The organism is Nocardia sp. NPDC051321, from assembly GCF_044455225.1.
In the GTDB taxonomy this organism is placed as follows: Bacteria; Actinomycetota; Actinomycetes; order Mycobacteriales; family Mycobacteriaceae; genus Nocardia.
The window spans coordinates 355,981-369,369 of the sequence record NZ_JBITEM010000002.1 but is presented as its reverse complement, the minus strand read 5'-3'; the positions used below and the strand labels follow the sequence as shown (position 1 = coordinate 369,369).

The following is a 13,389-nucleotide window of genomic DNA, read 5'->3' as shown; positions in this document are numbered from 1 at the left end:
CGCCGATGCTCACGGCGGCTACTACTCGGTCGGCTGCCCGGGGCGGCGGATGGGGGAACCGGGCTCGCCGGCCATGCTGAATGCGCCCGCTTCCAGGCGGTGGATCAGCCGCCGGGTCCACTGGGCGCCGGTATCGGCGGTCGCCAGCCACAGCGAGATGACCTCGCCCACTGGGCCCCAGGAGTCGAGCTCCGCGTCCGCGGGCAGGTGTCCGGTGATACCGGCGCGCCAGTCGCGCATCGCGTCGGCCCGGGTGCGCAGGACCTGCAGGGCCTGCTCCCGGGGCAGGTCCTCGATCAGGCCCACCGCGGCACACAGGACGTCCAGCCTCGGCTCGCGGTCGGCCAAGGCCCGACGCAGGAGGCCGAGATACTCCTGCTCGCCCTTGTCGGTCAGCTCGTATTCGATCCTGGGCGGGCCCCCGGCGACCGAGGGATCCCCATCGGACGTCGCCGCCAGCAGGCCCTGTCCGGCCATGCTCTTGAGCGCGTGATAAACCGAACCCGATGTGGCAGTGGACCACTCGTGTGCACCCCAGGACTCCAGATCCGTGCGGATCTGATAGCCGTGTGCGCGACCGCGCCTGCGCAGCGCTCCCAGGACCAGAAGTCGTACCGACTTCATGGAACCCCTTCCGCCTGGGTAGCCAAATTTGGCTACTACAGGAACGGTACCCGCTTCGAATGTATTAGCCAAATTTGGTTACATGCGAGACGCGTGCTGCCTAAGGCCGCGCACGAGCATCTAGCTGTGCCTCAGGCGGCGACCAACGCACTGCACGAGAAGATCCGAATTTGCTAATTAACCACCGATGACCTGCATTTACTTAGATCTCATCGAGACGTGATTGATCCTCTTCACCGCCGTCTGCTCGATCTCATCGCGGCCGGAACCTTCACCGACGCACAGATATCCGGTCATCGGCTATTTCCGTGCGATCGGCTGGCCGAGATCATTTCGGCCGGTCGATCTTCCCGAGCGTAAGGTGGCCCCACGAGCCCGTGCGGGTTGTGCGGTGCGGCAGCTTGCGCCACTGATCGGGGCCGGGAGCACGCGGACTCGCAGACGTCGGCGTGTTGTGCGATGGACCCTCGTTTCCCACCATGAATTGAGCGGGTGCCGTGTTCAGACGTGGGGGGCGGCGAGGAGGTTTCGCGCCCATCGGGCGCGGTGGCCGGGGTCCACGCTTGGGCGGTGTCGCTGATCTGGCCGAACTCCTTGCCGACCTGTCTATTTGGCGTGCCGGACTCCACATCCTCGACACCGAGCACCGACCTACCGGACCGACCCGCCACACCACCATCGAACGCGCACATCAGCAACAACTACAACGCCGCATTCTCGACAACGACGCCAATACCCAACTGCCCCAAACCCATTGGGCCGCAACGGTTGCCCGCATCGACCCCCGCATCAGCACCGACCCGACATTGCCCGTCATCGCCAGCCACGTCGACGCCGCCTCCCGCGCCGGAATCGACATAGAACACCAACTCACCCAAGCCGCACAGCAACAACCGCTCCCCGACGAGATGCCCGCCGCCGCACTCTGGGCACGCCTGGAAATCGACGAAAACGCCATCACCACGAACCAACCGGACCCAACTCGACATCCGGACAGCCAGACCCAGCCCGAACCCGCCGACCCACAACCCACCAACCCCGACCCGGCCGGGCAGGAAATCGCAGACGCCATCCGCGCCGCCGACCTCGGCCACCACACCGAGTACACCGACGACTACAGCGCCAACCAGAATGACCCATACCAGCCCGAACCCGACACAGGCCACGACATCGACTGGTAATCCGCCGACAGCGCCGAGATGCTGGCCCGCAACTATTACATAGGACGGATTCGAGAGCTGGAGTCCTGCACTGGCCCACGCCATACCTGGACACGCCGCACTTCAACCAGGGGCGCATCATTAGATAATGCAATACGATGCTCTGATAGCACCTTGCCCGCCAAGAGCTCCTATCCGCCCTGGACAATTCCGCCAGACATATGGTCGATATTGATACGCTTTCCAAGCAGACTCAGAACGTACGTAGACAATCGACTGAGTGAACCCTGAATCGCATTTCGCGTGCTGAGATCCTGCGGAATAATGTACCCGCGGCTTGCCTTCGAATGCATAAGGCCAGATCTCTCAGGCCCGTGCATGTTGCGGTACACCCAGTCGATCGGATCAGAGATCGCAGCCGGGGCAAGAAGCGAAACTGACTCCAACTGATCTGCCTGCCTAAGCGCATTTTTGAACCAGTCCGCTTCCCCTCCGCGCGTATGCGGAAGAATATCATCGAGCACAGATTCAAGAGCCAGGAACATGTTTCGGTAAGCGTCATGAAGATAATCGGAGGTTCGCGACATCCGAACAAATCGAAACGCATCTCGCTGTAGCGGAGTGGGCGGCACGCCGGGTACCAGGTTTCCATTGGAATCGTGGACCGTTACGGTAGCCGATGAATGTGATGTCATCGTATGAACAAGATTTGCCCGCATTACGATTCCGCCGGGCTCTGGCCACCAAACCAGGCAGTCATCGACGGCATCGATGATTGCCACATCCGCTAACCCTCGGAAGGACATGTAATCTAGCGCGTTGTTCGCCGCCTCAAGCGCTTCCGGTAAGGTGCCGGAAAAATCTGTGCTGCCACCGTTGCCATGTACGACAACTGCGGACACCTCGCGCCTTACGTGTGCCGACCAGCCTGCAAGTCGAATAGAAGCGTCCTGAACGGGCTTGCGTCGAAGCACGAATACGGCACCGTACTTGTCGGTGTCCGTTTCATCCTGCAATGGCATCTCCGCGTACCGACCCACAGTCATTTCTAGATGTTAACTCGCGCAGATGCTTCTGTTGTCGATCTTCGCTCGAACTGCTGCCGCGCCCTTACGGGGCTTGCCACCGCCGCTTTCGACCGATGAATGCCCCGGCACCAGATACCCTAATAGTGTCCGGCACCGGAGGCTGCATGTGACCCATATCGCATACTCATCAAACCCGCAGTTCAGCAGGTTAAGACGATCTATTTCCCCAGGTCAGATCATTTACCCTGGAATGGGGCATTGATCGTAGTGAAGTACTGAATTACCGCGCCGATCGCGACGGGGGCGGTGATCAGGATCTGGCCCGCGACCGTGCCGAGCGCGCCGACGGCGATGATGCCGCCGAGGCAGCCGACGGCAGCGGCGGGCAGGAACGGGCCGAACAGGCCGATGATGGTGGCCGACGCAGCGACGACGCCGACGATGCCGCCGAGGACACAACCGACGGCCGCGCCGCCGATGCCGCCGACCAGGGTCGCGATGCTGGCACCGAGGCCGATGGTGCCGGTCATCCGCGACCAGGCGGCCTGCTCACGGTCGTACTCGGACTTCCACGGCGCCTTGTCCTCGAAGGGCAGCGCGACCGGGGTGTAGACGGCCTTGCTCATGTCGAGCTGCGGGGTGAGGGTCGCGGTGCGGCCCGCGATGTCCGCGGCGATGGGGAACTCGAAGTCGTCGAGACGGAACTTCAGCGGGGTACCCGCGACGACATTGCCGTTGGCCGCCTTGATCTTCAGCGCGCCATCCTCGGCAACGATGGAGCCCGAGTCGATGGAAACGATGGACTGTGAGTCGGTGGACTCGGCGGTGAAGTTGATCGGCGCGTCCGCAGCCGCGGCCGGAGCCGCGTTGACGGTGCCTGCCGAGACACCCAGCGCCGCGATCAGCAGCGTGGTCGTCACGGCGAATTTCCTCATCAGCATTCTCAGGTCCTTCATAGGTGTGGTCGGGATGAGGCGAGCTTAGGATAGCCACACCTAATCCTGTCAACAGGTACGTTTTCGGCGTAGCGGCCAGTTCCGGGCGCGCTTCATCACCCCGGATGCCAAGACAGGCACCGGGTTACCCGTGTTGCCGCCGTCGGCGGCCGGTTCGGCCGGCTCGGCGCTACCTTCCTGCCCGCTCGACGGCGCTATCCGATCGTGCGCCCGCGGCGGAACGCGCGACGGACCGGACGATCTCGCCGGTGCGCACCGCGATATTGGACAGCAGCGACGACGAGATACCGTGCGTGTGTTCCGTACCACCCTGCAGGTAGATGTCGCCTGGCAGCGGCGAAGTCGGCACCAGCCGGTAGTCCCGCGTCACCTGCGGCCCGGCGTCCTCGAACGCCACCGACCCGGACAACTCACCGAGCAGCCAGCGCACATCGCCGGACCGGAAACCGGTGGCGCACACCACCGCATCGCAGACCAGCGTCTCGGTCAGGCCGGTCGGCCCGTGCATGACATCGACCCGAACGCCGTCCTCGGAATCATCGATACGGGTGATGGCCGAGGCGCCGTGCATGAACAGCCGCCGGTCGCCCGCCACCCGTTCGGCGTACTCGTGCGCGTACAGCCGCTCGATCAGCTCCGGTTCCACCGCGGAGTAGTTGGTACCGCGGTGATAGCCCATCAACCGCGTGCGCAGTTCCGGCGACGAGGCGTAGAAATCGTCCACCGCGGCGGGGTCGAAGATCCGGTTCGCGTAGGAACTATCATCGGCGGGCGTCAGCCCGTACTTGCCGAAAACGGCGTGCACACGCGAACTTCCGTAGGTCTGATGCAGGTGCCCGACGGCTTCGCCCGCGCTCTGCCCTGCCCCTATCACCACGAATCTGTTGTGCCGCAACCGCGGCAGTGCGGCAAGACCCGGCAGCAGCACGTGACTGTGGAAGACCCGCTCGGACGCGGCGACCCCGTCCAGCATCCGTGCCGAAAGACCAACCGCCACCACGATGTTCCGGGCCCGCAGCACGCCACCGGCACGGCCGTCTAGGCGGATCTCGAAGCAGTCACCCATCGCCTCGATCGAAACCGCCGTGGTGCCGAAGTCCACCTGGACATCCACCGTCCTCGCGGCCCAACGCAAGTAGTCCTGGAACTCCAGGCGGGTCGGCCGGAACGTCGACAGGTTGATGAAGTCGTTGAGCCGGTCGTGCTCCTTCAGATAGTTCAAGAAGCTGTAGCGGCTACGCACATTGCGTTGCGTGACAAGATCTTTGAGGTATGAGATCTGCATCGTCGCGCCGGGCAGCAACATCCCGGGGTGCCATTCGAAGCGATGCTTCGCCTCGACGAACCGCGCGGTCAGTTGCTGTCGCGGTGCGAGGTTCTGGTTGTGCTCCTCGAGCGCGATGGCCAGCGCCAGGTTCGACGGTCCGAAACCGATTCCCGCGATATCGACGATCTCGTCCGCGGACCGCGCGGTCATGCCCGGTCCGCCGGCACGAGGACGTCCAGCCACGCGCTCAGCACCGGCTCGGCCGCCAAGGTCGCGAAGTCGGCCTGATCCGCGCCATCGGACCGCCACTTCTCCACCAGCGACATCAGTCGTACCGAATCCAGGCCCGCGTCCGTGAGATCCGCGTCTTCAGGCACTTCGTGTGGTGCCACACCCAACGCGGCCGCGATATCGGCGATCACGTCCTGACGGCCGATGGTAACCGGCTCGGTCATGTTCATCCTCCGTGTAGCTCAGCGGACCCGCGTCAGGCCGCATTCGATTGCCGCAGCGCGAATTCCAGCGCCTCGGTCGTCGTCACCGCGCCACACCGGCGGGCTACGTAGTTCATGGCCATCACGTGCTCATCGCGGCCGAAGTCGGCGGTCGCGTCCAGCACGACGAACGGCTTGATGTCGTTCATGAAGGCGTCCGCGGCGCTGAGCATGCAGCCCATGTGCGCGTACACGCCGGTGATGAGGAGCTGGTCGCGGTTGTAGTGGTTCAGCAATTCGCGCAGGTCGGTCCGCTGGAACGCCGAGTAGCGCCACTTGGTGACCTGGATGTCGGCCGGGCCGGGCGTCAGGTCGCCGACGACCTCGGTGGACGGCCCATTGGTTAGCCCGCTGCCCCAGAAATCCGCGAGAATGCCACGTCGCGAAGGATGCTGGTCGCCGGGCTGCATGGTGTAGATCACCGGAACACCGGCCGCGTTGCACTGCTCGCGCAGGCGCCGGATGTTCGCGATGACAGTCGAGATCGGTTCCAGGTCCGGCTGATACGCGTCGATGAAGTACCGCTGCATGTCGTGGATAAGCAGCGCGGCGCGCGACGGATCCACCGGCCACGGCACCTGATTCGCCACGACGTCGTCGCGCGCCGGTATCGAATACGGTGCTATCGGCGGAATGGCCAACAGTCTTCTCCTGTTCAGTGATTCGGACGGTGTCAGGCGTCGAACGTCGCGCCACCGTCGACGCGCAGGTCATGCATGGTGATGTGGCGGGCCAGGGGGGAAGTCAGGAAGTAGATGCTTTCGGCGACGTCTTCGGGCTGGGCCACCCGGCGCAGCGGGATACCGAGGCGGAAGTTCGCGGGGTCACCCGCCAGCACCTGATCGCGGGCAGACTCGGACAATTCGGCCGCGGCCTCGGTCCACATGCCGCGCAACATCGGTGTGTCGGTGGATCCCGGAGACACCATGTTCACCCGGACGCCGAGGGCGGCGACCTCGAGGCCGAGCGCCATGGCGAACGCGCGCGCCGCGGCCTTCGACGCCCCGTAGGCGGCCATCCCGACCCGCGGGGTGCCCGCGGCGTTCGAGGTGACGACCACGATCGAACCGCCGCCGTTCGCGGCGAGCACGGCGGCCGCCCGCCGGGTGACATTCATCGTCCCGGTGGCGTTCACCGCCAGGCACCGATCCCATTGCGCCCCGGTCAATTCCGAGACCGATCCGGTTTCCAGGATGCCGGCCGCATGCACGACGGACTCGATGGGTCCGACCCGTTCGACCGCCGCGGCGAACGCCTTGTCCACGGCATCGGCGTCGGTCACGTCGACCTGTTGCGCATGGGTGCTGCTCTCGGCTCGGGTCGAACCGAGCTCGGTGGCGGCGGCGTGCACGGACGGATCCTGATCCCACAGCACCACCGGCGCCGCCGACCTGGCCGCGAAGATCTGGGCTGCGGCGCGGCCGATACCACCGGCCGCGCCGGTGATGATCACACCGCCATCGGCTTTACTCTGCCTCGACATTTGCTTAGCCTAACCTAAATTCTTAATGAAAGTAAACACGAACGTTTCGGCAAGAAGGAGTTCGACAATGCCGTCTCAATCCGACCTAACCCCCTGGCCCGCAACGGAAGTCGAGCAATATCGCGAGTTGGGGTATTGGACCGGTGACACCTTCGGCAGCATGCTCAGCGCCCGCGCCGCGGCGACGCCGGACGCGATCGCCGTAGTAGACGATCGAAATCGCTGGACCTACGCGCAAGTGGAGACGCGCGCCACATCGCTCGCGTCCGGGTTCCTGGAACTCGGCGTGCGCCCGGGCGATCGAGTGCTGGTCCAGTTGCCCAATATCGCCGAGTTCGTCGAGGTGATCTTCGGCCTCTTCTACGCGGGCGCGCTGCCGGTCTTCTGCCTGCCCGCGCACCGCCAGTCCGAGCTGGTGCCGATCGCACAGGCCAGCGGCGCGGTGGCGATGGTCACCTGCCATCACCACCAGCGGTTCAACCACGCCACGCTCGCCGCGATCCTGCGCGACAACTCGCCCGCGCTGCGGCATCTGATCATCGTCCCGGACCAGCAGGGCGCCGCGCTCCCGGGCGGCACCCGCGCCCTCGACGAGATGCGCGCCGCGCCAAGGGATCTGCCGGAGGTCGACGCCTCCGACGTCGGGTTCCTGCAGCTGTCCGGCGGCAGCACCGGCACCCCGAAACTCATCCCGCGCACGCACGACGACTACCTCTACAGCGTGCGCCGCAGCGCCGAGCTGTGCGAGCTCGACAGCGCAAGCGTCTACCTCGCGGCGCTGCCGGTGGCACACAACTTCCCGATGAGCTCGCCGGGCATTCTCGGCGCGCTGGTCGCGGGCGGCACGGTAGCCATGGCCATCGACCCCTCCCCCACCACCGCATTCAGCGCGATCGAGCGGTTCGGCGTCACCATCACCGGACTGGTGCCGCCGCTGGCCCGGCTGTGGGTCGAACGCGCGGAAGCCAGTACCAAGTACGACATTTCCAGCCTGCGGGTGCTGCTCGTCGGTGGCGCCCGCTGCCCGGACGAACTGGCCCGCCGCATCCGCCCGGCCCTCGGCGCGACCCTGCAGCAGGTGTTCGGCATGGCCGAGGGCCTGGTCTGCTACACCCGGCTCGACGACCCGGAAGATGTGGTGCTCGCCACCCAGGGTCGCCCGATGTCCCCGCACGATCAGGTCGCGGTGGTCGACGAGGCGGGCAACTACGTCCCGCCTGGCATGGACGGCTTGCTGATCACTAAGGGGCCGTACACGATTCGCGGGTACTACCGCAATCCGGAGGCCAATGCGTCGTCGTTCACCGAGGACGGCTGGTACCGCACCGGCGATGTGGTCAACCTGCGTCCGGATGGCAATCTGGTGGTCAAGGGCAGGCTCGGCGACCGCGTCAACCGGGGCGGCGAGAAGATCTCGGCCGAGGAGATCGAAGCACATCTGCTGGACCATCCGTTGATTCGCGACGCGATCGTCGTCTCGGTGCCTGACGAGCGGCTCGGCGAGCGCAGCTGCGTGTTCGTGCTTGCCGCCGACCCGGCGACCCCGCCCGCGCTCGGCCAAATCCGCCAGTTCGTGCGGGACCGCGGCGTGGCGACCTGGAAGATCCCCGATCTGCTTCAGGTGGTCGACAGCTTCCCGGAGACGAGCGTCGGCAAGATCAGCCGGCGCAGCCTGCGGGCCGAATTGAGTGCACGCGCGGCGGCCGACTCCTGAACGGAGTCGGCCGCACGGGCTCAGTCGCCGCGATCGACGACCGGCTGGTCGGCGATCACGGCGACTGATCGGCGAAATCGGCTGTGCCGCAACGACGGCCGCGCACGTCAAACCGCGGCGGATGTTCTTGCCGCCTTCCTCACATGTCCCCGGCATAGGCCTGCCAGAGGCGGGCATAGCGGCCGTTCGCGGCGAGAAGTTCCTCGTGCGTACCGCGTTCGGCGACCCGGCCCTCGTGCATCAGCAGCACCGCGTCGGCATGTCTGGCCTGGCTGAGGCGATGGGCGATGACGATCGACGTGCGCGTGCGGGTCGCCTGCCAGCCTGCGCGTTCGAGTTCTCCGGCCCCCTCCGACCCCGCCTCGGCGGTGGCCTCGTCGAGTAACAGCACCGGCGGGTCCAGCAGCAGGACTCTGGCCAGCGCGACCTGTTGGGACTGCACAGCCGTGAGTGGATGGCCGTGCGAGCCGACCACCGTATCCAGCCCGTCGGGCAGCGTCGCCACCGAGTCGGCCGCGCCGACGGCCCTCAGGACCTGCCAGAGCACCGTATCGTCGGGTGCCGCGTCGGCCGGAAGCACCAACGTCAAGTTGTCCCGAATTGATCCCGCGAAAATGTGCACTTCCTGTGTGACCAAACATAATTGGCGCGCGCGAAGTCTCGGATCGAGCTCACCGACATCGGTGTCGCCGATGGTGATCGTCCCGGTTTCCGGCTCCCGGATCCCGGCGATCAGGGCCGCGAGGGTCGACTTGCCTGCCCCGGACGTCCCCACAATGGCGGTGGTGGTGCCCGGCGGGAAATGCGCGGTCACCTCGCGCAGCACCGGACCACGGCCGTAGTCGAAACCGACATCCCGCAGGACGAGTCCGGGCCGGTCAACCGCGACCACGTGGCCCGCGCCCTCGGGCGAGCGGTCCACGAGATCGGCTGTCTCCAAGGCGACGCCGACCATCCGCCGCAGCGATGCCGCCGCCGAAGACAGCTGGTCGACCAAGAACAACAACTGCGAGATCGGTCCGAAAAGCCGAAGGAAGAACAGGGTTGCCGTTGTCACCGCGCCGACGGTCACCCCCGCGCTGCGCACCAGGTAGAAACCGACCACGAGCAGCGCGCTCATGCCCACCCATTCCGCCAGGTTGATCCGCCCGGTGAGGCGATTGGCGAAAACTCGGGTCAGCACCGAAAGGCGCACGACCGACCAGGAGTGCCGGGAAATCCGGGCACGCTGGCGTTGCTCGAGCTCAAAGGCGCGCACGGTCGACAGACCCCGGATCGAAGCCAGAATCTCCCCCGCGCGAAGACCACGTTCGGCACGTTCGCTTGCGTAGACCTGGGGCGCGTCGAGCCGATACCGGCGCACCCCGAGCCAGTAGATGGGCAGCAGAATCAGCATCGTCAGCGCGAATCGCCAGTCCACCGAGGCCATTCCGACCATGGTGACGGCCACGGCGAATCCGGCGCTGGTGACGAGCGGCAGCGCCTCACCGATGGTCTGGTTCACCACGGCTACGTCTTCGGCGGTGCGGGAGACCACGTCACCGGCCCCGGCCTTCTCGATCCGGGCCAGCGGCAGCCGCAGCGCGCCGCGAACCACTCGCTGCTGGAGTACGGCCAGGATAGAACTGACGATCCTGGCACTGGTGAAGAATCCATACGCGCCCGCGACGGCCGACACGATCGTCGCGACAACCATCACCCCACCCGCCCGCCACACCGCGCCAGACCCGCTGCCCAGCAAGCGAATCGGACGATCGGAGGCGACCAGATCTACCAGACCACCCATCAGTGCGGGCGGGACCAGCGCGGCGGCGGCGGCCAGGGTGAGCGCGGCGGTGGCGCCTGCCACGGCGGCCCATTGGCCCGGTAGCTGCGCTCGCACGGCCTGCCGCACCTGCGCGGGGGTCGCAATGGTCAGCTGTTCACGATTCATCGGGTGGCTCCCACGACGTCCGGTGCCAGCACGACCGCGGTGTCCGCGGCCGCCCGCCAGGCCGGTGAGTAGGTGAGCACCAGCGTGGATCTGCCGCGCCGGAAGGCGAGTACCGCTGCGGCGATGGCGGTTTCGGTCACCGAATCGACTCCGGTGGTCGGATCGACGAGGACGAGGATATCGGGATCGGCGGCCAGCGCGCGGGCAAGCGCTACCCGCTGCCGTTGCCCACCCGACAGCTCGTAGCCGCCCGCACCCACTTGGGTGCCTGCGCCGTCGGGCAGTATCTGGAGCACATCGGCAAGACCCGCGGCCAGCAGCGCACGTTCCTGCCGCTCCGTCGGTTCCCCCTGGTTGTCACCGGTCACATTCTCGAGGATGGTGCCCTCGAAGAGCTGCGCTTCATGGGGTGCGACCACGATGCGGCGGCGCACCGCGTGGGGGCCGAGACCGGCTAAGTCTTGTCCCCCCAACAGAATCCGGCCACCGGTCGGCGGTCCGTCGAGCGCGAGGCCGCGAACCAGCGGGGCCATCTCGGCATGCGGCGCGGACACCACCAATGACGTCCCCGCGGCCAGCGAGATCGTCCGCTCGCCGAGATCGAAGGTCAGTTCGGCCTGCCCGGGTATGGGCGCGGGATCGGTAATCTCGGCAGCGGACAGCAGCGGTGGGGTCTGCACGACCGCGAGCACACGCACCGCACTGGCCAGCGCGGAATTCCAGAACAGGCCGAGTATCTTGCCCAGTGCGCTCATCGGATCGATGAGTAGTTGCGAAATACCGATCACGGTGATCAGCTGACCAATGGTCAGCCGACCGTCGACCGCGAGGATCGCCGCGTAGACCCCGATCCCGACCACGAACAACCCACCGAACCCACTCAGCCGCGCGGTCAGCCCGGCGGCCGCGCGGTTCGCGGAATGTGTTGCGGTCAAGGCTTTCTCGGAGGCGCGCTGATAGCGGGCAAAGGCTGTGCGCTCGGCACCCATGCCACGGATCACCCGCAGCCCGGCCACGATGTCGGCGGCCGACGCGGCGGCCGACGCAGCGGCGCCCCGCTGCGATTGCATGCGCTTGGCGACCGGCGCGGCAATGCGGTCGGCGGCGACGACCACCAGCGTCGCGCCGAGCACCGCTGCCACGCCGAGCGGCCACGAGATGGTGATCAGGATCCCCGCGCCGAGCAAAATCCCGATCAGCTGACCGAACGGATAGATCAGCGCCGCTTTGGCCCTGGCCACCGTTTGCGTGTCGACGGTAGCGACGGACAGCAATTCGCCGGGCTGCCGTGGCGGACCACCGAGACCACCGGCATCGAATATCCGATCGACCACCCGCATCCGCAGTGCGTGATCGACGTAATTCATTGCCAGCCAACCCAATCGGGAGGCGAACCGATAGCTGACGCTCAGTACCACGAACACCGCCGCCAGCAGGGCGATCCAACTCGCCAGCGCGCCGCCGTCGCCGGCGGCCACCGCGCGATCGACCGTCTGCGCGACGATCACCGGGACCAGCATCACCCCCGCCTGGTGCAGCACCGACAGCGCGATCGCCGGAATCATCAGGCCCCGATGCGCCATCATGGCTCGCAGCACCAGCTGTCGCGCGGTGGTGCTCTGATCGATTCGCGGCTGCGTGGTCGACACCGGAAGTTCGGGCGCGAGCGCGAACGGTCGCCAGCCCGTACCGTCCGGATTATTCAAGATAGCCACCCGAATTACCCAGGTAGGTCAGGGCATCGTGCTCGACGCCGTCGTCGGTGCGCAGCCGATGCAGCACCAGCGCCCGATTCGCGCCGCTCCACGCCTGCGGACCGGCGGTGACCGCGATACCGCCGGCATCCTCGACGGTGATCCGGCCGGGGGTACCCCCGTATCGGGTGGCCGAGACCGAGGCCGACAGCACCCGCAGTCGCTCACCCTTGAAGTAGCAGAAGGCATTCGGGTACGGATCGGATTGCGCGCGAACCAGCCGTTCGATGACCTCGGCCGGCCAGCTGAAGTCGATATGGGAATCCCGCGCGGACCGCTTGTGGAAGTACGTCGCCGCCGCAGGGTCCTGTGGAATCAGTTGTGCGGTATCGGATTCGAGCAGATCGAGCGCGTGCAACAGCAGCGGCTCGATTTCGTCGACGGTCCGGCGGAAGAGGTCGACGGTGCGATCCTGCGCGCCGACGGGGACCGCGACCTGAGCGACGATCGGCCCGGCGTCCAAGCGCTCGTCCATCATGTGCGCGGTCACGCCGACCTGCGGCTCGCCGTTGATCAGCGCCCAGATCAGCGGGGAGAAGCCCGCGTACTTGGGCAGCAGTGAATCGTGCACGTTGAGCGTGCCGAGGCGGGGCTTGCGCCAGATCTCTTCCGGCAGCCAGGTACGCCAGTTATTGGCGACGATGAGGTCCGGCGCGGCCTCGTCCACCACGCGCCGCAGCTCGGCATCCGGACGCTTGGCGATGTGTACCGGAATCCCGTTCGCTATAGCGAGTTCCTCGACCGAGTCGTTCCACATCTGCTCATAGGGATTGTCGCTGGGCGGATGCGTAACCGCCAGCACCACCTCGTGTTTGGAGCCGATGATGGCCTGCAGGGTGCGATGCCCCCAGGTCTGGAAGCCGAAAGTAACAATGCGCATGTCATCCCACCCGATCTAGAAGAGCGGCCGACGGGTCGGTGGCCGCGGTGAATTCGTCAACCATTGCTTTCACTGCAGTTCAGGGCAGAGCCGGTC

At 66.2% G+C, this 13,389-nt stretch carries 12 protein-coding genes; 2 read left to right on the top strand and 10 right to left on the bottom strand.

Translation table 11 applies throughout. From position 1 onward, the window contains the following. Positions 1–21: 21 nt before the first annotated feature. Complete coding sequence (locus ACIA8C_RS05735; protein ID WP_397131268.1) at positions 22–624, bottom strand: PadR family transcriptional regulator; 603 nt, start codon at positions 622–624, stop codon at positions 22–24. A 563-nt stretch (positions 625–1,187) separates the two neighbouring features. On the opposite strand from ACIA8C_RS05735, the gene ACIA8C_RS05730 reads away from it, so the two are divergent. Next, entirely contained in the window at positions 1,188–1,805 is a 618-nt protein-coding gene (locus ACIA8C_RS05730) for a hypothetical protein (RefSeq protein WP_397131266.1), read from the top strand. Positions 1,806–1,975: 170 nt separating this feature from the next. Here the strand turns inward: ACIA8C_RS05730 and ACIA8C_RS05725 are convergent, their stop codons facing one another. The 6 genes from ACIA8C_RS05725 to ACIA8C_RS05700 form a co-directional block, all read right to left on the bottom strand. Beyond that, positions 1,976–2,830 (bottom strand): hypothetical protein, encoded by an 855-nt coding sequence (locus tag ACIA8C_RS05725; RefSeq protein WP_397131264.1) that lies wholly within the window; start codon positions 2,828–2,830, stop codon positions 1,976–1,978. A 218-nt stretch (positions 2,831–3,048) separates the two neighbouring features. Next, entirely contained in the window at positions 3,049–3,753 is a 705-nt protein-coding gene (locus tag ACIA8C_RS05720; protein ID WP_397131262.1) for a hypothetical protein, read from the bottom strand. Positions 3,754–3,937: 184 nt separating this feature from the next. Further along, entirely contained in the window at positions 3,938–5,245 is a 1,308-nt protein-coding gene (locus tag ACIA8C_RS05715; protein ID WP_397131260.1) for a lysine N(6)-hydroxylase/L-ornithine N(5)-oxygenase family protein, read from the bottom strand. Further along, complete coding sequence (locus ACIA8C_RS05710; RefSeq protein WP_397131258.1) at positions 5,242–5,490, bottom strand: phosphopantetheine-binding protein; 249 nt, start codon at positions 5,488–5,490, stop codon at positions 5,242–5,244. Before ACIA8C_RS05710 ends, ACIA8C_RS05715 begins: the two co-directional genes overlap by 4 nt. 32 nt (positions 5,491–5,522) lie before the next feature. Next, the gene (locus ACIA8C_RS05705) at positions 5,523–6,170 is read right to left on the bottom strand and encodes an isochorismatase family protein (RefSeq protein WP_397131256.1); all 648 of its coding nucleotides are present in this window, start codon (positions 6,168–6,170) and stop codon (positions 5,523–5,525) included. Positions 6,171–6,202: 32 nt separating this feature from the next. Then, on the bottom strand, positions 6,203–7,012 hold the full coding sequence (locus tag ACIA8C_RS05700; protein WP_397131254.1) for an SDR family oxidoreductase: 810 nt from the start codon (positions 7,010–7,012) through the stop codon (positions 6,203–6,205). Between the two features lie 67 nt (positions 7,013–7,079). On the opposite strand from ACIA8C_RS05700, the gene ACIA8C_RS05695 reads away from it, so the two are divergent. Further along, positions 7,080–8,726, top strand: a complete 1,647-nt coding sequence (locus ACIA8C_RS05695; RefSeq protein ID WP_397131252.1) for a (2,3-dihydroxybenzoyl)adenylate synthase — start codon at positions 7,080–7,082, stop codon at positions 8,724–8,726. Between the two features lie 139 nt (positions 8,727–8,865). Here ACIA8C_RS05695 and ACIA8C_RS05690 read toward each other — a convergent pair whose 3' ends face one another. From ACIA8C_RS05690 to ACIA8C_RS05680, 3 genes are read right to left on the bottom strand one after another with little or no spacing between them, the layout of a single operon-like run. Then, positions 8,866–10,659 carry an ABC transporter ATP-binding protein gene (locus ACIA8C_RS05690; RefSeq protein ID WP_397131250.1) on the bottom strand — a complete coding sequence of 598 codons (1,794 nt, stop codon included), beginning with the start codon at positions 10,657–10,659 and terminating at the stop codon, positions 8,866–8,868. Further along, positions 10,656–12,374 carry an ABC transporter transmembrane domain-containing protein gene (locus ACIA8C_RS05685; protein ID WP_397131248.1) on the bottom strand — a complete coding sequence of 573 codons (1,719 nt, stop codon included), beginning with the start codon at positions 12,372–12,374 and terminating at the stop codon, positions 10,656–10,658. Before ACIA8C_RS05685 ends, ACIA8C_RS05690 begins: the two co-directional genes overlap by 4 nt. Continuing rightward, positions 12,358–13,293 carry a methionyl-tRNA formyltransferase gene (locus ACIA8C_RS05680; RefSeq protein ID WP_397131246.1) on the bottom strand — a complete coding sequence of 312 codons (936 nt, stop codon included), beginning with the start codon at positions 13,291–13,293 and terminating at the stop codon, positions 12,358–12,360. The genes ACIA8C_RS05685 and ACIA8C_RS05680 overlap by 17 nt, the downstream gene beginning before the upstream one ends. Positions 13,294–13,389 lie beyond the last annotated feature (96 nt).

What these genes read in the sequence shown, in the direction of transcription:
- ACIA8C_RS05735 (WP_397131268.1), bottom strand. Translation starts at nt 624, where the DNA reads ATGAAGTCGGTACGACTTCTGGTCCTGGGAGCGCTGCGCAGGCGCGGT.
- ACIA8C_RS05725 (WP_397131264.1), bottom strand. Translation starts at nt 2,830, where the DNA reads ATGACTGTGGGTCGGTACGCGGAGATGCCATTGCAGGATGAAACGGAC.
- ACIA8C_RS05720 (WP_397131262.1), bottom strand. Translation starts at nt 3,753, where the DNA reads ATGCTGATGAGGAAATTCGCCGTGACGACCACGCTGCTGATCGCGGCG.
- ACIA8C_RS05715 (WP_397131260.1), bottom strand. Translation starts at nt 5,245, where the DNA reads ATGACCGCGCGGTCCGCGGACGAGATCGTCGATATCGCGGGAATCGGT.
- ACIA8C_RS05710 (WP_397131258.1), bottom strand. Translation starts at nt 5,490, where the DNA reads ATGACCGAGCCGGTTACCATCGGCCGTCAGGACGTGATCGCCGATATC.
- ACIA8C_RS05700 (WP_397131254.1), bottom strand. Translation starts at nt 7,012, where the DNA reads ATGTCGAGGCAGAGTAAAGCCGATGGCGGTGTGATCATCACCGGCGCG.
- ACIA8C_RS05695 (WP_397131252.1), top strand. Translation starts at nt 7,080, where the DNA reads ATGCCGTCTCAATCCGACCTAACCCCCTGGCCCGCAACGGAAGTCGAG.
- ACIA8C_RS05690 (WP_397131250.1), bottom strand. Translation starts at nt 10,659, where the DNA reads ATGAATCGTGAACAGCTGACCATTGCGACCCCCGCGCAGGTGCGGCAG.
- ACIA8C_RS05680 (WP_397131246.1), bottom strand. Translation starts at nt 13,293, where the DNA reads ATGCGCATTGTTACTTTCGGCTTCCAGACCTGGGGGCATCGCACCCTG.